This window comes from Streptomyces sp. NPDC102279, from assembly GCF_044766365.1.
Lineage (GTDB): Bacteria > Actinomycetota > Actinomycetes > Streptomycetales > Streptomycetaceae > Streptomyces.
In genome coordinates, this window is record NZ_JBIWLU010000013.1 from 297,961 (window position 1) to 320,694 (window position 22,734).

Consider the following 22,734-nt stretch of genomic DNA (forward strand, 5'->3'; position numbering starts at 1 on the left):
ACCCTTAGAGCTGCGAACGAGGCAATCACGGACACGGGTTCGACAAGGAGCGGTCACAGTGCAGCGCTGGCGTGGCTTGGAGGACATCCCCGAGGACTGGGGGCGCAGCGTCGTCACCATCGGTTCCTACGACGGGGTGCACCGCGGGCACCAGCTGATCATCCGGCATGCCGTGGACCGCGCACGCGAGCTGGGCGTCCCCTCCGTCGTGGTCACCTTCGACCCGCACCCCAGCGAGGTGGTCCGCCCCGGCAGCCATCCGCCGCTGCTCGCCCCGCACCACCGCCGCGCCGAGCTGATGGCCGAACTGGGCGTGGACGCGCTGCTCATCCTGCCGTTCACCACCGAGTTCTCGAAGCTGTCGCCCGCCGACTTCGTGGTGAAGGTGCTCGTCGACAAGCTGCACGCCAAGGCCGTCGTCGAGGGCCCCAACTTCCGCTTCGGCCACAAGGCCGCGGGCAACGTCGACTTCCTGCGCGAGCAGGGCAAGACGTACGACTTCGACGTCGAGGTCGTGGACCTGTACGTGAGCGGCGCGGCCGGCGGCGGTGAGCCGTTCTCCTCGACGCTCACCCGGCGGCTGGTCGCCGAGGGCGACGTCGAGGGGGCGCGCGAGATCCTCGGACGCCCGCACCGTGTCGAGGGCGTGGTCGTCCGGGGTGCCCAGCGAGGCCGCGAGCTCGGCTTCCCCACGGCGAACGTCGAGACCCTGCCGCACACCGCGATCCCCGCCGACGGCGTCTACGCGGGCTGGCTGCACGCGCAGGGCGAGATCATGCCGGCCGCGATCTCCGTCGGCACGAACCCGCAGTTCGACGGCACCGAGCGCACCGTCGAGGCGTACGCCATCGACCGCGTCGGCCTCGATCTCTACGGCCTGCACGTCGCCGTCGACTTCCTCGCCTTCGTCCGTGGCCAGGCCCGGTTCGACTCCATCGAGGAACTTCTGGTGGCCATCGCGGACGACGTGAAGCGGTCGCGGGAGATGATCGAGGCGTACAAGGGCGAGTAGCCCCCGCCGTACGACACGCGAGCGGCCGGTGCCCTGGTGGGCACCGGCCGCTCCGTCATGTCCGTCGCGCGTCGTTCGCGGCTGCCGTGCCGCGCCCTGTCACACCTCGGGGCGCACCGCCCGCGCCCAGTGGCAGGCCACCTGGGTCCCGCCCGCGCCGTCCAGCACCGCCAGGTCCTGTCCGCGGCAGGCGTCCGCCACACCCGCCCGCTCCGCCTCCCCGCTCGCCAGGACCTGACAGCGGGCGTGGAAGCGGCAGCCGCCCGGGATGCGGGAGGGGTCCGGGGGCTCGCCGCTGAGCACGACCGGATCGCCCGGAGCCTCCGGAAGAACGGACAACAGGGCCTGCGTGTACGGATGTTGAGGTGCCGTAAGGACCTGCTCGACGGGGCCGGTCTCCACGATCCGGCCGAGGTACATGACCGCGACCCGGTCGGCGATGTTCCACGCGAGACCCAGGTCATGGGTCACCACCAGCGCGGACAGGCCGAGTTCGTCGCGCAGCCGCAGGAGCAGCGCGAGGATCTCACCGCGGACGGAGGCGTCGAGGGAGGCCACCGGCTCGTCGGCGACGATGAGTTCGGGCTCCAGCACGAGCGCTCCGGCGATGACGACACGCTGGCGCTGGCCGCCGGACAGCTCGTGCGGGTAGCGCAGGAAGAACCGCTCGGGGGGCCGCAGACCCGCCCGGGACAGCGCCCCCGCGACCGCCGCGCGCTCGTCGCCCCCGTACCCGTGGATGCGCAGCCCCTCGGCCACCGCGTCGTACACGGTGTGGCGCGGGTTGAGTGAGCCGCTCGGATCCTGGAGGACCAGCTGGACGCGTCTGCGGTACGCCTTCAGGGCGCGTGAGGAGTAGTCCAGCGGCCGGCCGTCGAAGGTGACACCACCGCCCGTCGGCGGGACCAGCCCGAGCAGTGAGCGGGCCAGGGTCGTCTTGCCGCAGCCCGACTCGCCGACCAGGGCGACGATCTCGCCGGGCCTGATGTCGAGGTCGACGCCGTCGACGGCACGGGCACGGTCGGCGCCCTGCCGGCCGGGGAAGGCGACGTGCAGGCCCCGCGTGCTCAGCAGGGGCCCGGTGGCCACGGGGGGTGTCGTCGTCATGGCGTGCTCCTGACCGGTTCGGCGTCCAGGGAGGTGCCCGCGTGGACGCAGGCGGCCCGATGGCCGGCTCCCGCGTCGCGCAGGACCTGGTCGTCCGTCACGCATGCGTCCACGGCCACCGGACAGCGGGGGTGGAACGTGCAGCCGGACGGCAGGGCCGACGGGTCGGGCGGATCGCCGGGCAGGCCGCGCGGCGCGAACCGCGACCCGGCGTCGCCGATCCGCGGGAAGGCCGCCGACAGGGCCTTGCCGTAAGGGTGTCGGGCGTTCTCGTATACCTGCCGTGCGGGGCCCTCCTCGACCACGCGGCCCGCGTACATCACGGCCAGCCGGTCGCACGTGTCGGCCAGTACGGCCAGGTCGTGGCTGATCATGACGAGCCCCACCTGCTGCTCGCTGACGAGCTGTTCGATCAGACGGAGGATCTGTGCCTGGATCATCACGTCGAGCGCCGTGGTCGGCTCGTCGGCGATGACCAGCTGGGGGTCGCAGGCCAGCGCCATGGCGATCATGACGCGTTGGCGCTGGCCGCCGGACAGCTCGTGCGGATAGGCGTCCGCGCGGGCCGCCGGCAGCCCCACCTGTTCGAGGAGTTCACCCGTCCTCGTCCGCGCGCCCGCCGGGGTCGCCTTCCTGTGCAGCAGGATCGGCTCGGCGATCTGCTCGCCGACGCGGTGCACCGGGTTCAGCGAGTGCATCGCGCCCTGGAAGACGATCGACGCGCCCGCCCAGCGCACCGCCCGCACCCGGCCCCACTTCATCGTCAGCACGTCCTCGCCGCCGAGGAGGATCTCCCCGCTCGTGTGCGTGCCCGGGGGAAGCAGCCGCAGCAGGGCCAGCGCCAGCGTGGACTTGCCGCACCCCGACTCGCCCGCGATGCCGAGCTTCTGGCCCGCGTCGAGCGAGAGGTCCACCCCGCGCACGGCGGCCGCGCCGCCCGGATAGGTCACGGCGAGGTTCCTGACCTCGAGGAGCCGCTGCCCGCCCGGCGTCCTCGAGGCCTCCGGTGTCGTGTCGGTCGTCGTGCTCACCGTGCCACCCCCAGTTTCGGGTTGAGGACCGATTCCACCGCGCGGCCGCACAGCGTGAACGCCAGCGCGACCACCGCGATCGCGACGCCCGGCGGCACCAGGTACCACCACTTGCCCGCGCTGACCGCGCCCGCCTCCCGGGCGTCCTGGAGCAGCCCGCCCCACGACACGACCGTCGGGTCGCCGAGGCCGAGGAAGGCGAGCGTGGCCTCCGCGAGGATCGCCGAGGAGATGATGAGGGTCGTCTGGGCCAGCACGAGCGGCATCACGTTGGGCAGGACGTGGCGGGTCATGATGTGCCAGTGGCCGCCGCCGAGCGCCTTGGCCCGCTCGATGTACGGCCGCGACTCCACGGCGAGGGTCTGCGCGCGCACCAGCCGGGCCGTCGTGGGCCAGGTGGTGACGCCGATCGCCAGGATGATCGTGCCGAGGGAGCGGGTCATCACGGTCGCCAGCGCGATCGCGAGGACCAGCGTCGGCATCACCAGGAACCAGTCCGTGATCCGCATCAGCACGGTCGCGTACCAGCCCCGGAAGTGCCCGGCGGTGATCCCGATCAGTGCCCCGATCGCCACCGACAGCACGGCGGCGAGCAGTCCGACCAGCAGGGAGACACGGGCGCCCCACACCACCAGACCCAGCAGGTTCCGCCCGAACTGGTCGGTGCCCAGCGGGAACGCGGCGCTCGGGCTCTCCAACGGGTCGCCCGGCGCGTTCGTCACGCTCTGCACGTCGGAGCCCACGGTCAGCGGGGCGGTCAGCGCGATCAGGCCGAACAGGGCGAGGGCGGCGAGTCCGAAGACGCCCGCCCGGTGCGTGCGGTACTGCTTCCAGAAGCGCGCCGCGGAGTGCCGGCGGCGCTGCCGGGCGAGGGTACGGGGACTTGCCGGAACGGCCTCGGGGGTTGCTTCGGTCGTCATCGGCCCGTCCGGCTCGGTCGTGGTCATCGGCCCACCCGGGGGTCCAGCAGCGGATAGATCAGGTCGGCCAGCGTGTTCATCACGATCACCGCGGCCGCGAAGACGAAGAACAGCCCCTGCACCAGCGGCAGATCGGGCACGCTCAGCGCCTGGTAGAACAGCCCGCCGAGCCCCGGCCAGGAGAAGACGGTCTCGACGAGGATCACGCCCGCGACCGTCCGGCCGAGGTTGATGAAGATCAGCGTGACCGTCGGCAGCAGCGCGTTCGGCACGGCGTGACGGCGGCGTACGAGGTCGTCCCGCAGCCCCTTCGCGCGGGCCGTCGTCAGATAGTCGCTGCCCATCTCGTCGAGCAGCGCCGAACGCGTCACCAGCAGCGTCTGCCCGTACTCGACGGCGACCAGCGTCACCACCGGCAGGACCAGATGGTGGGCCACGTCGACGACGTACGCGAAGCCCTCCTTGTCGCCCGACTCCATGCCGCCCGTGGGGAACAGACCGGGGACCGGGCCCATGCCCACCGAGAAGACGATGATGAGGAGCAGCCCCAGCCAGAACGACGGGATCGAGTAGAGGGTCAGCGCCAGACCGGTGTTGACGCGGTCGCTCGGCCTGCCGTGCCGCCACGCGGACCGCGTGCCGAGGAAGATGCCGAGCGCCGTGTAGAGGACGAAGGCCGTCACCGTGAGCAGCAGGGTGTTCGGCAGCGCCTCGGTGATCTTGTCGATGACGGGGGCGCGGAACTGGTACGAGGTGCCGAGATCGCCCGTGAGCGCCTTGCCGCAGTAGTCGGTGAACTGCTCCCACAGCGGAAGGTCGAGCCCGAACTCCTTGCGGTAGTTGGCCAGTTGTTCGGCGGAGACCTGACGGCCGCCCGTCATGTACTTGACCGGGTCGCCGGGGATGAGTCGGAACAGGAAGAAGCTGGTGACGAGGACGGCGAGCAGGGAGACGGCGGCGCCGCCCAGCTTGCCCGCCACGTACCGCGGATAGGCGGCCCTGGCGCGCGCCTTCCGCCCGCGGGCCGACGGCCCGGCCGGAGCCGGACCGCCGGTCACCTCGACCAGCGAGGGTGTTGCCTCAGCGGTCATGAACTACTCATTCGCTCGTACGATCACGGGGCCCCGGGCCACGGTGCTCCCGGGGGAGGGCGCTGCGGGCACTACTCGCGGTCGTCGGCCGTCGAGCGGCGGCGCATCGCGAGGAACGCACCGGCGCCCACGAGGACGACGACGCCCGCGACGATGCCGATGATGACGCCCGTCGAGCCGGAACCGCCGGAGGACGCACCGGAGGAGCCCGCCGGAACGGCCGACCACCAGCTCCAGTAGCCGTCCTGGCCGTAGATGTTGCCCGCGGCCTTCGGCATCGTCTCGATCGACTTGATCTGGTCCGTGCGATAGGCCTCGACCGCGTTCGGGTACGCCATGACGTTCATGTACCCGGTGTCGTAGAGCCGCGACTGCATCTGCTTGACGAGGTCCGTCCGCTTGGCGGTGTCGTACTCGGCGAGCTGCCGGCCGTACAGGTCGTCGTACTTCTTGTCGCAGATGAAGTTGTCCGTCGCGCCCGTGTCCTTCGGAGTGGCCGGCAGCGCGCCGCAGGTGTGGATCGACAGGACGAAGTCGGGGTCCGGGTTCACCGACCAGCCGTCGAAGGCGAGGTCGTAGTCACCCGCCAGCCACGGGTCGGTCACGTTGTCCAGGCAGTTGAGCGTGACCCCGATGCCCAGCTTCCCGAACCACTCCTTCACGTACTGCCCGACCGCCTTGTCGTTCGGGTCGGTGGCATGGCAGAGGACCCGGTAGTTGATCGGCTTGCCGTTCTTCTCCACGCGCTTGCCGTCGGCGTTCTTCTTGTAGCCCGCCTCGTCGAGCAGTTTGGCGGCCCGGGCCGGGTCGTACGCCAGCTCCTGGTCCGCCGTGGGCTTCCACGCGTACGTCGAGAAGCGCGGCGGGATGTAGCCCTCGCCCGCGACGGCGTGCCCCTGGAAGACCTTGTCGATCAGGGTCTGCCGGTCGATCGACATGAACAGCGCCTGGCGCACCTTCTGGTCGAGCAGGGACCGGGCGCCGTCACCGAAGTGCTTGCCGTCCTTGGCCTGTGCGCCCGGGTTGGTGGCCAGCGCGTAGAAGCGGCGCCCCGGCGCGTCGTTGACCTTGACGTCCGGCTCGGACTTGAGAGCGGTCGACTGCGCGGGCGTCAGGTTGGAGACGAAGGACACCTCGCCCTTCTGCAGCGCCGCGACGGCCGCGTCCCCGTCCTTGTAGTACTTGAAGACCAGCTCGTCGAACTTCGGGGCCCCGCGCCAGAAGGACTTGTTGGGCTTCAGCCGTACGTAGCTGTCGGCCTTGTAGCCCGTCAGGACGAACGGGCCGTTGCCGACGACCGGGAAGCTCTTGTCGTTGTTGAACTTGGAGAGGTCGCCGACCTTCTCCCACACGTGCTTCGGCACGATCGGCACGTCGAGCGCGGCCATCGTGGCCTGCGGCTTCTTCAGCTCGATCACCAGCTTCGTGGGGCTGGGCGCGGTGACCTTCCTGAAGTTGGCGACGAAGCTGCCGTTGGCGGTACCCGCGGCCTCGTCGGTCATCATCTTGTTGAACGTCCAGGCCGCGTCCTGGGCGGTGGCCTGCTGTCCGTCCGACCACCGGGAGTTGGAGCGGATGGTGTACGTCCAGGTCAGCTTGTCCGCCGACGGCGCCCACTTGGTGGCGAGGCCCGGGATCGCGTGGTTGTCCGCCGGGTCGTAGTTGGTCAGGTACTCGTACATCAGCCGGTGGATGCTCGTACTGACCAGACGTGACGCCAGGAACGGGCTCAGCGAGTCGACGCTCTGCGCGACCGCGACGGTGAGGACCTTCTTGCCCTCCTTCGCCTGAGCCTGCTGCGGGGCCGGGTTGAGCGGGGTCGCGAGACCGGCGGACAGGGTGAGGGCGGCGACTCCGGCGGCGGCGACGAGCCGGGGCCGCAACAGGCCTCTGCGGTGCTGCTCTGGTGTCTTCATGGGTCCATGACCTCGCGTCATCAATTGCGCGGAGAAGGCTGGTGGAACGACGTGATCAAGAGGCGTCGGCGGATTTGATCTGTGTGTCTATCAGCGGTGGTCTGCACGAGTCAACGATGCGCGAACCCCATGTGGCCTGCGGAAACAACGAGTTGGCGGCAATTTCTCGCTCATTGGTTCAGACCGGTGAAGCGTTCCTGGTGACGGCCTGACGGCGTGTGACGTCCCAGGATGTGCGCCTGGGCGTCCGCGGAAACGCGAAGGGCCCGCACCGTCCGTGGACGGTGCGGGCCCTTCGGTTGAACCAGTTCCTCGATGGGGCCGATCGGGTTACTGCTGAGGCGGTGCCGGAGGCGGCGGCGGGGTCTGGCCCGGGTGCTGCGGGTACGGCTGCCCCGGCTGGAACTGTCCGCCGGGCTGCGGCGGCGGATAGGCCTGCCCCGGCTGCGGGTGACCCTGACCCGGCGCCTGCGGCTGACCGGGCTGCGGCGGGTAGGGCTGACCGGGAGGCGCCGGCTGGGCGTACGGCTGACCGGGCTGAGGCTGCTGCGGGACCTGCCCGGGGGCGGGCTGTCCGTACGCCGGCTGTCCGGGGGCCTGCTGCTCGGGCGCGTACTGACCCGGCATCGGGGGCGCGGCCACCGGCGGCGGGTTGCCGTCGTTCGTCCACAGGCCGTGCGACTGCTGGTGCCGTGCGATGTCCTCGGCCACCATCGCGGAGAGGTTGAAGTACGCCTCCCGCACCTTGGGCCGCATCATGTCGAGATCGACCTCGGCACCCGCGGACAGGTGCTCGTCGAACGGCACGGTCACGACACCGCGGCAGCGTGTCTCGAAGTGGCTGACGATGTCGTCCACCTTGATCATCTTGCCGGTCTCGCGGACCCCGGAGATGACGGTGATGGACCGCGAGACGAGGTCCGCGTACCCGTGTGCCGACAGCCAGTCCAACGTCGTACTGGCGCTGCTCGCCCCGTCCACCGACGGCGTCGAGATGATGATGAGCTGGTCGGCGAGGTCGAGTACCCCGCGCATGGCGCTGTACAGCAGCCCCGTGCCGGAGTCGGTCAGGATGATCGGGTACTGCTTGCCGAGGACGTCGATCGCGCGCCGGTAGTCCTCGTCGTTGAACGCGGTGGACACGGCCGGGTCGACGTCGTTGGCGATGATCTCCAGCCCGGAGGGCGCCTGCGAGGTGAACCGGCGGATGTCCATGTACGAGTTGATGTACGGGATCGCCTGGACGAGGTCACGGATGGTGGCCCCGGTCTCGCGGCGCACCCGGCGCCCGAGCGTGCCGGCGTCCGGGTTGGCGTCGATGGCGAGGATCTTGTCCTGCCGCTCGGTGGCCAGCGTGGAGCCGAGCGCGGTCGTCGTGGTCGTCTTGCCGACGCCGCCCTTGAGGCTGATGACGGCGATCCGGTAGCAGGAGAGGACCGGGGTCCGGATCAGCTCCAACTTCCGCTGCCGCTCGGCCTCTTCCTTCTTCCCGCCCAGCTTGAACCGCGACTGCGCGGCGGCCGGCCGGCCGCTCTTGGCCTTCTGCCGCTTGTTGTTGAGCAGCCGGTCGGAGGACAGCTCCACGGCCGCGGTGTAACCGAGCGGCGCCGCACCGGGGTTGGTCGGCTGTCGCTGGTCGTGCCGCACGGGCTGCGGCCACGCGGTACCCGCCCGCGGGTCGACCGGCGGGGCCGGCTGCTGCTGGACGGGCTCCGGGCCCGGCTGCTGCGGAGGCTGGACCTGCGACGGCGCCGGGTCGTGACCGGGCTGCGGCGCGGGCGAGTTGGGCACCTGCTGCGGGAACCCGTATCCCGGCTGCGGGGCCGGAGCCTGCGGCGGTACGACACCGGGCGCGGCGGGCGGCGGGAAGCCGTAGCCGGGGGCCTGCGGAGCGGGTGCCGGCTCGTGGTGGGGCGCGGGCTGCTGCTGGGGGAAGCCGTAGGCCGGCGCGGGCGGGGCCTGCTGCGGGAACCCGTAACCCGGCGCCGGGGCTGGGGCCTGCGGCGGTACGACACCGGGCGCGGCGGGCGGCGGGAAGCCGTAGCCGGGGGCCTGCGCGGCGGTCGCCGGGGCGGGAGCCTGCGGGGCCTGGGGCGCGGGCTGCTGCGGGAAGCCGTAGGCCGGGGCGGGCGGGGCCGATGGAGCGGGAGCGCCCGGCGGGACCGGTGCACCGGGCTGCGGGAAGCCGTAACTGCCCTGCTGCGGCGGGATCGGCACGGGCGCGTCGGCGGCCGGAGCGGCCGGAACGGGGAACGGGGCCTGCGGCGGTGCCGGAACGGAGCTGTCGAAAGCGGGCGGCTGCACCGGGACGGGCCCCTGCGGCGATCCTGACGCGACGGGCTCACCGGGAGCGGTCCAGGCAGGAGGCCCCGACTGGGGCGCGGGCTGGGGGGCCGGGGCCGGAGGCTGGAACGGCTGACCCGGCGCAGGCTGCGCGAAGGGGGGCTGGAACGGCTGACCCGGAGCGGGATGGGGCGCGGGCTGCTGGAAGGGCGCGCCCGGTGCGGGAGCCGGTGCCTGCGCGGCGGGAGCCTGCTGCGGATCCGGAACGTAGGGCGGAACGGGCGCCTGCGGGGGCACCTGAACCGGACCGGGAGCCGGAGCGGGCTCGGTGGAGGCGGGCCACTGCGCGGCCGGGGCGGGAGCCGCGGGCTGGTAGGCGGGCGGCAACGGCGGCAGTCCGGCCTGCGGAAGCGGCGGCGGAGCCCAGGCGGGGGGCGCGTCCTGCGTGCCCGCCTGCTCCTCCGGCCGAGCGGCCGGGACCGCGTCCTGGGGCTCACCGGCCGTCGGACCTTCGCCCTGCGGCTCGTCGGCCGTGAGCGCGTCCGCCGGTACCGCGTCGTGAATGCCGTCGTCCGCCGGGACCTCGCCCGGCGCGGAGTGCTCGTCGGCGACAGGGTGCGGTGCCGCGGGGTCGGCGACCTCGGCCGCCTCCGCGGACGTACCACCCCGCACATCGGTGAACTCGGCCTCCAAGGAGGGGACTTGAGCGTCGTCGCTGGACGCCCCGTCCGTCACCGGCGCGTCGGTCGCACCGATCCGCTGGACGCCGGCTTCCAGCGACTGGTACGCGAGAACCGGGTCGATGGCGGGCTCGGGCGGGCTCAAGGGCCGGTCGGAGTCGGAGAGGACGGGCTCGGGGTCGACGACGGCCAAGGGTTCGACCGGGACGTCGGCGTCCCCTTCGGCTCCGTTCCCGTCTTCCTCCCCGTCGTCGTCGGCGTCCATGTCCTCGACGTCCGCCGCGTCCGCGCTCTCGGCCCGAGTGTTCCGGCCCTCCGCGCCGGCGTCCTCGACGTCGTCGCCGCTCTCGTCCTCGGCGGCGACCTCGGCAGGAGCAGGAGCAGGAGCAGGAGCAGGAGCGGGAGCAGGAACGAGAACGGGAGCGGTCGGAGCGGCGTCCTCGGCCTCGGGGACCTCCGAACCCGTCCGCTCCGCGATCTCACGCTTCAGGGCGGCGGAGGAGAACCGCATGGTCGCGCCGCTCTCCAGGTCCCCGTTCATGGAATCCGGCTCGTCCGAGGCGGTGTCCGACGGTGTGAAGGAGGCGATGTCCGGCGTGCCGGGAGCGGCAGGAGCCGGGGGAGAAGGGGGAGTCGGAGCGGGCGGTGCCCACTGCGGCTCGAAACCGCCCACGGGAAGGTTCGGCACGGCGGCGGGGCCGGCCGCGTCCGGGACGGGCGGCACAGCGGCCGCCACGTCCTCGGTCCGCGCGGAGTCCTCGGAGTCCGCGGGAGCGTCCGCGTCGACCGGCCCCTCGGCGTCGTCGTCGGCGGTTGCGGCGTCCGCATCCCCGGAGCCGCCCGAGGCGTTCTGCGTGTACCAGGCCGGCGGCGCGTAGTCGATGGTGAACTCGCCCGTCGTCTCGACGGCGGACTCCGCGTCGGACTGGTCATCGCCGGGCGTGGCCCAGCCCCCGCGGATCCCGTCCCGATCGCTGTTCACAATTCCTCCTGGTGTGGTCGAGCACCCTCAAGCCGTGCCGGGGCGACCGTCTACTTGTCATCCGTGAGCGTCCGTGAACGCCCGAGGTCGTCCGAAGTCCGTACGAGGTCGTCCGAATTGACCCGGCTCCCCCTGGAACACGAGCCTCCCGTCCACGGGTTCTGGCGTCGCGCCCTGTCCCAGCCTAATCACCATGACTGTCAGGAGGGCAGGCCCGTCCACCCCACCGCGGACGCCCGCTACGTCACACCCTGCCCAGAAGTGGCGTACACACGCTCACGATTGAGCCCCAAAGCAGACAAACAGCAGCAAGGGCCGGAGCGGAGAACCTCTCCGCTCCGGCCCGACAGTGCTCAGTGTTCCCAGGGCGACGGGACGCCGCCCACCGGACGGCCGCCGACCGTGCCGCTACTCCGCCGGCAGGCCCCCGGCGTGCGGCGCCGGCTCCAGGTCGAACTCACCGTCCCGGGCACCCAGCACGAAGGCCCGCCACTCCGCCTCCGTGTACCGCAGGACCGTCCCGGGGTCGAGCGACGAGCGCATGGCCACCGCGCCTCCGGGCAGATACGCGATCTCGACCCGCTCCTCGTGCCCCTCGGTGCCGGGCGCGCTCTGCCATTCGGCGCCCGAGATGTCCAGCGCGTAGAGCTCGTCCTTCTCCCGCTCCTTGCGCGCCTTGACGTCCTTGTCCGCTTCCTCGGCCATGTTCCGCCGGCCCCTTCCCCACGTACGAATGACCTCTGCGGCGTCACCCTAGTGGCCTGGACCACACCACCCGGGAACCTTCCGTGACCCTGGCAGACGCGTCCGGCCAGGCTGGTACCCTGTGTAACGGCCGTTTGTGTACGCACCCCCGGAGCGCTGCTCCGGAGGCCGCGCCCGACGGATCCCCGCCTTCCGAGTCACGGAAGCTCCCCTGAGAATTCGACCAGGGGCACTCGGTGGCAGACACGAGACTACAAGGAGTAAGCGTGCCGCTCGACGCCGCTACGAAGAAGCAGCTCATCAGCGAGTTCGGTCAGAAGGAGGGCGACACCGGCTCCCCCGAGGTCCAGGTCGCCATGCTTTCGCGCCGGATCTCGGACCTGACCGAGCACCTCAAGACCCACAAGCACGACCACCACTCCCGCCGTGGTCTTCTGATCCTGGTCGGCCAGCGTCGCCGCCTGCTTCAGTACCTTGCCAAGAAGGACATCCAGCGCTTCCGTGCGCTGGTCGACCGCCTGGGCATCCGCCGCGGTGCGGCCGGCGGCGCCAAGTAAGACGCCGTGAGGGGGGCGGTTCCCGCGTCGGGAGCCGCTCCTTTTGCTGTATGTGCTGCCGCACGGCCTTGTACGTGCGGAGTGTCACCGACGCTTTGTAGTGTGGTAGCACAACGCAATACGCAGGAAACAGCACGTACGAACAGAGCGTGATGAAGTCGTGCCCGCCGGGTAGGGCATCTCACGACACCGAACGAGGAGAAGCGCGCCTCGCCGCCGCCGGTCCTCGGTAGTGGCCCCCGGGCTCAAGAGCCCCGGGTGCTTCGATCGAAGACCGGCCCGCACCAGAAGGAGCGCCTCTCCGCCACCGTCCCCCTGCCACACGGGCAGGCCGGGACGAAGACGAGGAGAAAACACTAGTGGAGAACGAGACCCACTACACCGAGGCCGTCATCGACAACGGTTCCTTCGGTACCCGCACCATCCGCTTCGAGACGGGCAGGCTGGCCAGGCAGGCCGCCGGCTCCGCCGTCGCGTACCTGGACGACGACACCATGGTGCTGTCGGCCACCACCGCTTCCAAGAAGCCCAAGGACCAGCTCGACTTCTTCCCCCTGACGGTGGACGTCGAGGAGCGGATGTACGCCGCCGGCAAGATCCCCGGCAGCTTCTTCCGCCGTGAGGGCCGTCCCTCCGAGGACGCCATCCTCACCTGTCGCCTGATCGACCGCCCGCTGCGTCCGTCCTTCAAGAAGGGCCTTCGCAACGAGATCCAGGTCGTCGCGACGATCATGGCCCTCAACCCCGACCACCTGTACGACGTCGTGGCGATCAACGCCGCCTCCGCGTCCACGCAGCTGGCCGGTCTGCCCTTCTCCGGCCCGGTCGGCGGCGTCCGCGTCGCGCTGATCAACGGCCAGTGGGTCGCGTTCCCGACGCACACCGAGCTCGAGGACGCCGTCTTCGACATGGTCGTCGCCGGTCGCGTCCTCGAGGACGGCGACGTCGCGATCATGATGGTCGAGGCCGAGGCCACCGACAAGACGATCACGCTCGTCCAGGGTGGCGCCGAGGCGCCGACCGAGGAGGTCGTGGCCGCCGGCCTCGACGCCGCGAAGCCCTTCATCAGGGTCCTGTGCAAGGCGCAGTCGGACCTCGCCGCCAAGGCCGCCAAGCCGACCGGCGAGTTCCCGATCTTCCTGGACTACCAGGACGACGTCTTCGAGGCCCTCACCGCCGCGGTCAAGAGCGAGCTGGCCCAGGCGCTCACCATCGCCGGCAAGCAGGACCGCGAGGCCGAGCTGGACCGCGTCAAGGAGATCGCCGCCGAGAAGCTGCTCCCGCAGTTCGAGGGTCGCGAGAAGGAGATCTCCGCCGCGTACCGCTCGCTGACCAAGAAGCTGGTCCGCGAGCGCGTCATCAAGGACAAGGTCCGCATCGACGGCCGCGGCGTCACGGACATCCGTACGCTGGCCGCCGAGGTCGAGGCCATCCCGCGTGTGCACGGCTCGGCGCTGTTCGAGCGTGGCGAGACCCAGATCCTGGGCGTCACCACCCTGAACATGCTCCGCATGGAGCAGCAGCTGGACACTCTTTCCCCGGTGACCCGCAAGCGCTACATGCACAACTACAACTTCCCGCCGTACTCCGTCGGTGAGACGGGCCGCGTCGGCTCCCCGAAGCGCCGCGAGATCGGCCACGGCGCGCTCGCCGAGCGCGCGATCGTGCCGGTCCTGCCGAGCCGCGAGGACTTCCCCTACGCGATCCGTCAGGTGTCCGAGGCCCTCGGCTCCAACGGCTCGACGTCCATGGGCTCCGTCTGCGCCTCCACCATGTCGCTGCTCAACGCCGGTGTGCCGCTCAAGGCCCCCGTCGCCGGTATCGCCATGGGTCTGATCTCGCAGGAGATCGACGGCCAGACGCACTACGTCGCCCTCACCGACATCCTCGGTGCGGAGGACGCCTTCGGCGACATGGACTTCAAGGTCGCCGGCACCAAGGAGTTCGTGACCGCCCTCCAGCTCGACACCAAGCTGGACGGCATCCCGGCCTCCGTCCTGGCCGCGGCCCTCAAGCAGGCCCGCGACGCCCGCCTCCACATCCTCGACGTGATGATGGAAGCGATCGACACGCCGGACGAGATGTCCCCGAACGCCCCGCGGATCATCACGGTCAAGATCCCCGTGGACAAGATCGGTGAGGTCATCGGCCCGAAGGGCAAGATGATCAACCAGATCCAGGAGGACACCGGCGCCGACATCACGATCGAGGATGACGGCACCATCTACATCGGTGCCCAGCAGGGCTCGCAGGCCGAGGCCGCGCGCGCCACGATCAACTCGATCGCCAACCCGACCATGCCGGAGGTCGGCGAGCGTTACCTGGGCACCGTCGTGAAGACGACGACCTTCGGTGCGTTCGTGTCGCTCCTCCCGGGCAAGGACGGGCTGCTGCACATCTCGCAGATCCGCAAGCTCGCCGGTGGCAAGCGCGTGGAGAACGTCGAGGACGTCGTCGGCGTGGGCTCCAAGGTCCAGGTCGAGATCGCCGAGATCGACTCCCGCGGCAAGCTCTCCCTGATCCCCGTGATCGAGGGCGAAGGCGACGATGAGACGAAGGACGACACCGACAAGTGACGTCGAGTAGCTCCACGGCGACGGCCCGCACCTCCTCGGAGGCGCGGGCCGTCGCCCGTACCCAAACGTTGATCAAGGGCACGAACGGCATCGGCACGGTCCGCAAGACCACCCTTCCCGGCGGCCTGCGCATCGTCACCGAGACGCTCCCCTCCGTGCGCTCCGCCACCTTCGGCATCTGGGCACACGTGGGCTCCCGCGACGAGACGCCGGCGCTGAACGGCGCCACGCACTATCTGGAGCACCTGCTCTTCAAGGGCACGAGCCGCAGGTCCGCCCTGGACATCTCCTCGGCGATCGACGCGGTCGGCGGCGAGATGAACGCGTTCACGGCCAAGGAGTACACGTGCTACTACGCACGCGTGCTCGACACCGACCTGCCGCTCGCGATCGACGTCGTCTGCGACATGCTGACCGGCTCCCTCATCATCGAGGACGACGTCAACGTCGAGCGCGGCGCGATCCTCGAAGAGATCGCGATGACCGAGGACGACCCGGGCGACTGCGTGCACGACCTGTTCGCGCGCACGATGTTCGGCGACAACCCCCTCGGCCGCCCGGTCCTCGGCACGGTCGACACCGTCAACGCCCTCACCGCGGACCGCATCCGCCGCTTCTACAAGAAGCACTACGACCCGACCCATCTCGTGGTGGCCGCGGCAGGCAACGTCGACCACAACAAGGTCGTCCGCCAGGTCCGCGCCGCCTTCGAGAAGGCGGGTGCCTTCAAGAACGCCTCGGCGACCCCCATCGCCCCGCGCGACGGCCGGCGCAGCATCCGCACCGCCGGCCGCGTCGAACTGCTCGGCCGCAAGACCGAGCAGGCCCACATCGTCCTCGGCATGCCGGGTCTCGCCCGCACCGACGAACGCCGCTGGGCCCTCGGCGTCCTGAACACCGCCCTCGGCGGCGGCATGTCCTCACGCCTCTTCCAGGAGGTCCGCGAGAAGCGCGGCCTGGCCTACAGCGTGTACTCGTACACCTCGGGCTTCGCCGACTGCGGTCTCTTCGGCGTCTACGCAGGCTGCCGACCGAGCCAGGTCCACGACGTCCTGAAGCTCTGCCGCGACGAGCTGGACCAGGTCGCCGAGCACGGCCTCTCGGACGACGAGATCGGCCGTGCCGTCGGCCAGCTCCAGGGCTCCACCGTCCTCGGCCTCGAGGACACCGGCGCGTTGATGAACCGCATCGGCAAGAGTGAGCTGTGCTGGGGCGAGCAGATGTCCGTCGACGACATGCTGGCCCGGATCGCCTCGGTCACCCCGGACGAGGTCCGCGAGGTCGCCCGGGACATCCTGGGACAGCGGCCCTCGCTGGCGGTCATCGGCCCGGTCAAGGACAAGCAGGCGTCCCGTCTGCACGACGCGGTCGCGTAATCCCGTCTCGGTAAGGAACGAAGCAATGAGCAAGCTGCGCGTGGCGGTCCTCGGTGCCAAGGGCCGGATCGGAGCCGAGGCGGTACGAGCCGTCGAGGCCGCCGAGGACATGGAGCTGGTGGCCGCCCTCGGGCGCGGCGACAAGCTGGAGACGCTGGTCGACGCCGGCGCCCAGGTCGTCGTCGAACTGACCACCCCCGCCTCGGTGATGGGCAACCTCGACTTCTGTGTCCGGCACGGCATCCACGCCGTGGTCGGCACGACAGGGTGGACCGACGAGCGTCTCGCGCAGCTCGGCACCTCGCTGGCCGCGTCCCCGGACACCGGCGTGCTCATCGCGCCGAACTTCTCCATCGGGGCGGTCCTGACAATGAAGTTCGCCGAGGTCGCCGCGCCGTACTTCGAGTCCGTCGAGGTCATCGAGCTGCACCACCCGAACAAGGTGGACGCCCCCAGCGGCACCGCCACGCGCACCGCCCAGCTCGTCGCCGCCGCCCGGGAACGCGCGGGCAGCGCGCCGCAGCCGGACGCCACGGCGACCGCTCTGGACGGCGCCCGCGGCGCGGACGTCGACGGCGTGCCGGTGCACGCGATCCGGCTGCGCGGCCTCCTGGCCCACCAGGAGGTCCTGCTCGGCGGTGAGGGCGAGACCCTCACCATCCGCCACGACTCCCTGCACCACAGCAGCTTCATGCCGGGCATCCTGCTCGGTGTCCGCCGCGTGGTGACCACCCCGGGCCTCACCTTCGGCCTGGAACACTTCCTGGACCTCGGCTGAGCCGGGGCACGTACACGAGGTAACCGGCAGACATGCGCGCGAAAATCACCTACGCCGTCACGGCCGCCGTCCTGGTCGTCTATTTCGTCCTGGTCGGCAGCCGGGGGGTGATGCTCATCCAGGACGGCACCCTGATCACCGTCACCTTCGGTGTCGCCGTGCTCATCCTGCCGGTCATCGGTGTCTGGTTCCTCTGGGCGAACACGCAGTTCGTCCGGAAGGCCAACAAGCTCGCGGCCGTGCTCGACGCCGAGGGCGGACTGCCCGTCGACGAGCTGAGGCGCACCGAGGGCGGCCGCATCGACCGCGACTCGGCCGACGAGGTCTTCGCCCGCCGCAAGGTCGAGACGGAGGACGCGCCGGACGACTGGCGCACCTGGTTCCGCCTCGCGGTGGCCTACCACGACGCCCGTGACACCCCGCGCGCCCGCAAGGCCATGCAGCGGGCCATCGCCCTCCAGGAGGGCCGGACCCTGGAAGCCTGACCGGGCAGCGCGACGCCCGCGACGTCGGGCACGACGCGCTGCATGGCGGCTGTACGACGGAGGAGGGGCCACCCGCACTGTGCGGGTGGCCCCTCCTCCGTCGTCGTTCTCTGTGTGATCGCGCTTCAGTGCCGGCGGTACTCGTCCGCCCACACCTCGACGGCGTCCGCCGCGCGGTCGAAGGCCTCCATACGGGCCAGGAAGTCGGCGTTGTGCGTCGTCATGAGCGGCGGCACCTCACCGGGCGCGCGCTCTCCCCGTACGAGCACCAGTGCCTGTCCCTGCACCGTGCGCGGCAACCCCAGCCAGCGCACCGGCTGCTGGACCGTGCGCACGGCGGTGACCTGGTCCCACGGGGTCGTGTTCGTGACGAAGAAGCCCACCCTGCGCAACCCCCGGGCGCTGACCCACACACCCACGCGCAACAGGCGCAGCGCGCACAGTATGGCGATGGCGGCGCCGACCATGCAGGCCGCGGCGGCGGGCACCGTGCCGGCGACGACGATGATCACGGCCGCCGCGAGCACGTAGGAAGCGAGCAGCAGGACGAGCGCTGCGGCGCCGACCCGCCACGGGCCGGGCCGGTAGGGGCGCCGCCAGCGGTCGCGGTCGTCGAAGGGCAGCGCGACATCCTCCGCGGCCTCGTCAAAGGCGCGGTCCGCCGTCAGGAAAGGCAGGGGCACGACTGATCCTCACTCAATCCACGCATGGGCTGTGCCCGGTGAGGCTATCGAGCCGGATGCCGGGCCACCACCCTTGGGGGTCCGGATGAGTCAGCGGCCCTCCGACGCCTCGGAATGCTGCGTCTTCGCAGGTGACTGATCCTGCGACAAGGCGGGCATCCCGACGATCAGGGACCCCGCTATCCCGGCGATGACCGTGAGGCCGATGAGCCATCGGCCGACCATCTGCCCGGCGGAGGCCCGCTCACGGGGTGGGGGAGTGACATTGCTGCGGAACTGGTCGGCCTCGGCGATGAAGGCGAACGGGACGGGCTCGCGCCGGCGGAACATGGGGGTGCTTCTCCTTCCGGAGACTCGTGCTGGTGTGACGGTCCGATGAGAGCGGCTCGAACGCATCGCCCTCACCCATACAGACGCACGAGTGCCCCATGAGGTGCCCTGAATCACCGAATTCGCAGAAGTTCGGTGCCGAATGTCGCGGCACGGTACCGAACGCCCCGTTGTCAGTGCCGGGCCGTAGAGTGGGCGCCGCCCGAGCCAGTGATGGGAAGGACCCTCCGCACCGTGACCGACACCCCCGCCGACGACCTCAAGCCCAGCTTCCGCAGCGATGTCACCGTCGAGCTGATCAAGCACACGGCCTCCGACGCCGACGTGCTGTTCGCCGCCCGTGTCTCCACGGCCGGGGAGCAGTCGCTGCAAGAGCTGCAGAAGGACCCGGAGCGTTCCAAGGGCCTGATCAACTACCTGATGCGGGACCGGCACGGCAGCCCCTTCGAGCACAACTCGATGACCTTCTTCATCAGCGCCCCGATCTTCGTCTTCCGCGAGTTCATGCGCCACCGCGTCGGCTGGTCGTACAACGAGGAATCGGGTCGCTACAGGGAGCTGGAGCCGGTCTTCTACGTCCCGGGTGCCTCCCGCAAGCTGGTCCAGGAGGGCCGCCCCGGCAAGTACGTCTTCGTGGAGGGCACGCAGGCCCAGCTGGAGCTCACGAGCCGCGCGATGGAGGACTCCTACCGCCAGGCGTACGAGGCGTACCAGGAGATGCTCGCCGCCGGTGTGGCCCGCGAGGTCGCCCGTGCCGTCCTGCCGGTAGGCCTCTTCTCCTCGATGTACGCCACGTGCAACGCGCGGTCCCTCATGCACTTCCTCGGCCTGCGCACCCAGCACGAGCTCGCCAAGGTCCCGTCGTTCCCGCAGCGGGAGATCGAGATGGTCGGCGAGAAGATGGAGGCGGAGTGGGCCAGGCTCATGCCGCTCACACACGCGGCCTACAACGCGAACGGACGTGTGGCGCCGTAAAGCCCCTGTGCGCACCGGTCCGGCACAGATGTACGGATCAGCCGAGCGAAGTGTCCGTATTGCGGCATTTCGCGAAGTTCATCTAGCCTGATCAAACGGACCCGGCACTGCTTGAACCCCCGAGCAGGCAGTGCCGGGCTCCACCTTTGTCATGCTTTGTCGTGTCCCCCGAGGGCAGACCCCGGGTTGAGCAGCGAGTAGCGTGTTACCCATGGCTCCGACCTCCACTCCGCAGACCCCCTTCGGGCGGGTCCTCACCGCCATGGTCACGCCCTTCACGGCGGACGGCGCACTCGACCTCGACGGCGCTCAGCGGCTCGCCACCCACCTGGTGGACGCAGGCAACGACGGCCTGATCATCAACGGCACCACCGGTGAGTCACCGACCACCAGCAACGCGGAGAAATCGGATCTCGTACGTGCCGTGCTGGAGGCGGTCGGCGACCGCGCCCACGTCGTCGCGGGCGTCGGCACGAACGACACCCACCACAGCATCGAACTGGCCCGCGCCGCCGAGCAGGTCGGCGCGCACGGCCTGCTCACCGTGACGCCGTACTACAACAAGCCGCCGCAGGAGGGCCTCTACCGGCACTTCACGGCCATCGCCGACGCGACCGGCCTGCCGGTCATGCTCTACGACATCCCCGGCCGCAGCGGCGTCCCGATCTACACCGAAACCCTGGTGCGGCTCGCCGAGCATCCCCGTATCGTCGCGAACAAGGACGCCAAGGGAGACCTCGGCCGGGCCAGCTGGGCCATCGCCCGTTCCGGCCTCGCCTGGTACTCCGGCGACGACATGCTGAACCTCCCGCTGCTGTCCGTGGGCGCGGTCGGATTCGTCTCCGTCGTCGGCCACGTCGTCACCCCGGAACTCCGCGCCATGCTCGACGCCCACCTCTCGGGCGACGTCCAGAAGGCCACGGAGATCCACCAGAAGCTGCTCCCCGTCTTCACCGGCATGTTCCGCACCCAGGGCGTCATGACGACCAAGGCCGCACTCGCCCTCCAGGGCCTGCCGGCCGGTCCGCTGCGCGCCCCGATGGTCGAGCTGTCGCCCGAGGAGACCGTCCAGCTCAAGATCGATCTTGGCGCCGGCGGGGTAGAGCTCTGATCACAGACTTCACAACTGAATAAGCACCACCGCAGGCCATCGGCCTGCACCCCACACAGACAACTGCTACTGCACGAACGTCACGCGCGCCACGTGCCTTGCCAGGTACGTGGCGTCCGTGGTGAGGAGAGTCTTTTGAGTCATCCGCATCCTGAACTCGGCAAACCGCCGGTCCTTCCGAAGGGCGGCCTGCGGGTCACCCCGCTCGGCGGCCTCGGCGAGATCGGCCGGAACATGACGGTCTTCGAGTACGGAGGCCGCCTTCTGATCGTCGACTGCGGCGTGCTCTTCCCCGAGGAGGAGCAGCCCGGAATCGACCTGATCCTGCCGGACTTCACGTCCATCCGGGACCGCCTCGACGACATCGAGGGCATCGTGCTCACGCACGGCCACGAGGACCACATCGGTGCCGTGCCGTTCCTCCTGCGCGAGAAGCCGGACATCCCGCTGATCGGCTCCAAGCTGACCCTCGCCCTCATCGAGGCGAAGCTCCAGGAGCACCGCATCCGGCCGTACACGCTGGAGGTGGCCGAGGGCCACCGCGAGCGCATCGGCCCCTTCGACTGCGAGTTCGTCGCGGTCAACCACTCCATCCCGGACGCCCTGGCGGTCGCCATCCGCACCCCCGCGGGCATGGTCGTCCACACCGGCGACTTCAAGATGGACCAGCTCCCGCTGGACGGCCGCCTCACGGACCTGCACGCGTTCGCGCGTCTGAGCGAGGAAGGCATCGACCTTCTCCTCTCGGACTCCACGAACGCCGAGGTCCCCGGCTTCGTCCCGCCCGAGCGCGACATCTCGAACGTGCTGCGCCAGGTCTTCGCCGGCGCCAGCAAGCGCATCATCGTGGCGAGCTTCGCCAGCCACGTGCACCGCATCCAGCAGATCCTCGACACCGCCCACGAATACGGCCGCAGGGTCGCCTTCGTCGGCCGCTCGATGGTCCGCAACATGGGCATCGCCCGGGACCTCGGCTACCTGAAGGTCCCGCCGGGCCTGGTCGTCGACGTCAAGACGCTCGACGACCTCCCGGACCACCAGATCGTGCTCGTCTGTACGGGCTCCCAGGGCGAGCCGATGGCCGCCCTCTCCCGGATGGCGAACCGCGACCACCAGATCCGGATCGTCCAGGGCGACACCGTGATCCTGGCGTCGTCGCTGATCCCCGGCAACGAGAACGCGGTCTACCGCGTCATCAACGGCCTGACCCGCTGGGGTGCGAACGTCATCCACAAGGGCAACGCCAAGGTGCACGTCTCGGGTCACGCCTCGGCGGGCGAGCTGCTGTACTTCTACAACATCTGCAAGCCGCGCAACCTGATGCCGGTGCACGGCGAATGGCGCCACCTGCGGGCCAACGCCGAGCTGGGCGCCCTCACCGGCGTCCCGCACGACCGCATCGTGATCGCCGAGGACGGCGTGGTCGTCGACCTGATCAACGGCAAGGCGAAGATCTCCGGCAAGGTCCAGGCCGGGTACGTGTACGTCGACGGCCTCTCGGTCGGTGACGTCGGTGAGCCCGCGCTCAAGGACCGCAGGATCCTCGGTGACGAGGGCATCATCTCGGTATTCGTGGTGATGGACGCCAGTACGGGCAAGCTCACGGGCGGCCCGCACATCCAGGCGCGTGGTTCCGGCATCGACGACGCCGCGTTCGTCGACGTCATCCCGAGGGTCACCGAAGTCCTGGAGCGGTCGGCGCAGGACGGCGTGGTCGAGCCCCACCAGCTGCAGCAACTCATCCGCCGCACGCTGGGCAAGTGGGTCTCCGACAACTACCGCCGGCGCCCGATGATCCTCCCGGTCGTGGTCGAGGTCTGACCCCCGGAGCACGTCAACAGGGAGCGGGCCGCCCCGATTTGCATCGGGGCGGCCCGCTCCAGTACGTTTACGGCTCCGCCTGAACGGGAACCCGAGAGCTTCGTGCCTCGGAACGAGTCCCCGAGGGGGGCGGAAATTCCGACTCAGAACTTCTGATAAAGTCGGAGTCGCTGAAAAGGAAAGCGCGAAAGCGCAGAACTTGAAAGCGCCGAGGAAATCAGGCCCGAAAGGATCTGATAGAGTCGGACTCGCCGGAAAGGGAAACGCGAAAGCGAAAACCTGGAAAGCGCCGAGGAAATCGGATACGGAAACGGT

At 70.3% G+C, this 22,734-nt stretch carries 18 protein-coding genes; 9 read left to right on the top strand and 9 right to left on the bottom strand.

The genetic code is table 11. The annotated features are described in order from the left end of the window. The first annotated feature begins 58 nt into the window (after window positions 1–58). Window positions 59–1,012, top strand: coding sequence for a bifunctional riboflavin kinase/FAD synthetase (locus ACIRQH_RS31830; protein WP_358816331.1), 954 nt, complete (start codon window positions 59–61; stop codon window positions 1,010–1,012). Window positions 1,013–1,111: 99 nt separating this feature from the next. Here ACIRQH_RS31830 and ACIRQH_RS31835 read toward each other — a convergent pair whose 3' ends face one another. From ACIRQH_RS31835 to ACIRQH_RS31865, 7 genes are all read right to left on the bottom strand, one after another. Then, window positions 1,112–2,119: an ABC transporter ATP-binding protein gene (locus tag ACIRQH_RS31835; protein WP_388933008.1), complete on the bottom strand. Its 1,008-nt coding sequence runs from the start codon at window positions 2,117–2,119 to the stop codon at window positions 1,112–1,114. Next, on the bottom strand, window positions 2,116–3,150 hold the full coding sequence (locus ACIRQH_RS31840; RefSeq protein WP_388869712.1) for an ABC transporter ATP-binding protein: 1,035 nt from the start codon (window positions 3,148–3,150) through the stop codon (window positions 2,116–2,118). Before ACIRQH_RS31840 ends, ACIRQH_RS31835 begins: the two co-directional genes overlap by 4 nt. After that, complete coding sequence (locus tag ACIRQH_RS31845; protein WP_388870072.1) at window positions 3,147–4,070, bottom strand: ABC transporter permease; 924 nt, start codon at window positions 4,068–4,070, stop codon at window positions 3,147–3,149. Before ACIRQH_RS31845 ends, ACIRQH_RS31840 begins: the two co-directional genes overlap by 4 nt. Window positions 4,071–4,093: 23 nt before the next feature. Beyond that, complete coding sequence (locus ACIRQH_RS31850) at window positions 4,094–5,161, bottom strand: ABC transporter permease (RefSeq protein ID WP_388869709.1); 1,068 nt, start codon at window positions 5,159–5,161, stop codon at window positions 4,094–4,096. Window positions 5,162–5,232: 71 nt separating this feature from the next. Beyond that, window positions 5,233–7,077: an ABC transporter substrate-binding protein gene (locus ACIRQH_RS31855; protein WP_388869707.1), complete on the bottom strand. Its 1,845-nt coding sequence runs from the start codon at window positions 7,075–7,077 to the stop codon at window positions 5,233–5,235. Window positions 7,078–7,407: 330 nt separating this feature from the next. After that, window positions 7,408–11,022: an SCO5717 family growth-regulating ATPase gene (locus tag ACIRQH_RS31860; protein WP_388869704.1), complete on the bottom strand. Its 3,615-nt coding sequence runs from the start codon at window positions 11,020–11,022 to the stop codon at window positions 7,408–7,410. A gap of 408 nt (window positions 11,023–11,430) precedes the next feature. Then, complete coding sequence (locus ACIRQH_RS31865) at window positions 11,431–11,727, bottom strand: DUF397 domain-containing protein (RefSeq protein ID WP_358816337.1); 297 nt, start codon at window positions 11,725–11,727, stop codon at window positions 11,431–11,433. Window positions 11,728–11,993: 266 nt separating this feature from the next. Between ACIRQH_RS31865 and rpsO the strand changes: the two genes are divergently transcribed. The 5 genes from rpsO (at window position 11,994) to ACIRQH_RS31890 (ending at window position 17,499) form a co-directional block, all read left to right on the top strand. Continuing rightward, on the top strand, window positions 11,994–12,284 hold the full coding sequence (gene rpsO / locus ACIRQH_RS31870) for a 30S ribosomal protein S15 (RefSeq protein WP_081219736.1): 291 nt from the start codon (window positions 11,994–11,996) through the stop codon (window positions 12,282–12,284). A gap of 359 nt (window positions 12,285–12,643) precedes the next feature. Next, complete coding sequence (locus ACIRQH_RS31875; protein WP_358816338.1) at window positions 12,644–14,860, top strand: polyribonucleotide nucleotidyltransferase; 2,217 nt, start codon at window positions 12,644–12,646, stop codon at window positions 14,858–14,860. Next, a complete protein-coding gene (locus ACIRQH_RS31880; RefSeq protein ID WP_388869701.1) occupies window positions 14,857–16,236 on the top strand; it encodes a M16 family metallopeptidase in 1,380 nt (459 codons plus the stop codon). Before ACIRQH_RS31875 ends, ACIRQH_RS31880 begins: the two co-directional genes overlap by 4 nt. Before the next feature lie 25 nt (window positions 16,237–16,261). After that, window positions 16,262–17,014 (top strand): 4-hydroxy-tetrahydrodipicolinate reductase, encoded by a 753-nt coding sequence (gene dapB / locus ACIRQH_RS31885; protein ID WP_388869699.1) that lies wholly within the window; start codon window positions 16,262–16,264, stop codon window positions 17,012–17,014. A 32-nt stretch (window positions 17,015–17,046) separates the two neighbouring features. Beyond that, window positions 17,047–17,499 (top strand): hypothetical protein, encoded by a 453-nt coding sequence (locus ACIRQH_RS31890; RefSeq protein WP_358816341.1) that lies wholly within the window; start codon window positions 17,047–17,049, stop codon window positions 17,497–17,499. Between the two features lie 125 nt (window positions 17,500–17,624). Here ACIRQH_RS31890 and ACIRQH_RS31895 read toward each other — a convergent pair whose 3' ends face one another. Both ACIRQH_RS31895 and ACIRQH_RS31900 read right to left on the bottom strand, forming a co-directional pair. Continuing rightward, window positions 17,625–18,182 carry a hypothetical protein gene (locus tag ACIRQH_RS31895; protein ID WP_388869694.1) on the bottom strand — a complete coding sequence of 186 codons (558 nt, stop codon included), beginning with the start codon at window positions 18,180–18,182 and terminating at the stop codon, window positions 17,625–17,627. 90 nt (window positions 18,183–18,272) lie between these two features. Next, the gene (locus tag ACIRQH_RS31900; protein ID WP_358822724.1) at window positions 18,273–18,512 is read right to left on the bottom strand and encodes a hypothetical protein; all 240 of its coding nucleotides are present in this window, start codon (window positions 18,510–18,512) and stop codon (window positions 18,273–18,275) included. Between the two features lie 234 nt (window positions 18,513–18,746). On the opposite strand from ACIRQH_RS31900, the gene thyX reads away from it, so the two are divergent. The 3 genes from thyX to ACIRQH_RS31915 all read left to right on the top strand — a co-directional run bounded on the left by thyX (window position 18,747) and on the right by ACIRQH_RS31915 (window position 22,419). Next, a complete protein-coding gene (gene thyX, locus ACIRQH_RS31905; RefSeq protein ID WP_358822723.1) occupies window positions 18,747–19,487 on the top strand; it encodes an FAD-dependent thymidylate synthase in 741 nt (246 codons plus the stop codon). 211 nt (window positions 19,488–19,698) lie between these two features. Continuing rightward, the gene (gene dapA, locus ACIRQH_RS31910) at window positions 19,699–20,598 is read left to right on the top strand and encodes a 4-hydroxy-tetrahydrodipicolinate synthase (RefSeq protein ID WP_404228109.1); all 900 of its coding nucleotides are present in this window, start codon (window positions 19,699–19,701) and stop codon (window positions 20,596–20,598) included. Between the two features lie 135 nt (window positions 20,599–20,733). Next, window positions 20,734–22,419 carry a ribonuclease J gene (locus ACIRQH_RS31915; protein ID WP_358822721.1) on the top strand — a complete coding sequence of 562 codons (1,686 nt, stop codon included), beginning with the start codon at window positions 20,734–20,736 and terminating at the stop codon, window positions 22,417–22,419. Window positions 22,420–22,734 lie beyond the last annotated feature (315 nt).

Excerpts from the sequence above, each read along its gene's own strand:
- ACIRQH_RS31835 (WP_388933008.1), bottom strand. The coding sequence starts at position 2,119 with ATGACGACGACACCCCCCGTGGCCACCGGGCCCCTGCTGAGCACGCGG.
- ACIRQH_RS31845 (WP_388870072.1), bottom strand. The coding sequence starts at position 4,070 with ATGACGACCGAAGCAACCCCCGAGGCCGTTCCGGCAAGTCCCCGTACC.
- ACIRQH_RS31850 (WP_388869709.1), bottom strand. The coding sequence starts at position 5,161 with ATGACCGCTGAGGCAACACCCTCGCTGGTCGAGGTGACCGGCGGTCCG.
- ACIRQH_RS31855 (WP_388869707.1), bottom strand. The coding sequence starts at position 7,077 with ATGAAGACACCAGAGCAGCACCGCAGAGGCCTGTTGCGGCCCCGGCTC.
- ACIRQH_RS31865 (WP_358816337.1), bottom strand. The coding sequence starts at position 11,727 with ATGGCCGAGGAAGCGGACAAGGACGTCAAGGCGCGCAAGGAGCGGGAG.
- dapB (WP_388869699.1), top strand. The coding sequence starts at position 16,262 with ATGAGCAAGCTGCGCGTGGCGGTCCTCGGTGCCAAGGGCCGGATCGGA.
- ACIRQH_RS31890 (WP_358816341.1), top strand. The coding sequence starts at position 17,047 with ATGCGCGCGAAAATCACCTACGCCGTCACGGCCGCCGTCCTGGTCGTC.
- ACIRQH_RS31900 (WP_358822724.1), bottom strand. The coding sequence starts at position 18,512 with ATGTTCCGCCGGCGCGAGCCCGTCCCGTTCGCCTTCATCGCCGAGGCC.
- dapA (WP_404228109.1), top strand. The coding sequence starts at position 19,699 with ATGGCTCCGACCTCCACTCCGCAGACCCCCTTCGGGCGGGTCCTCACC.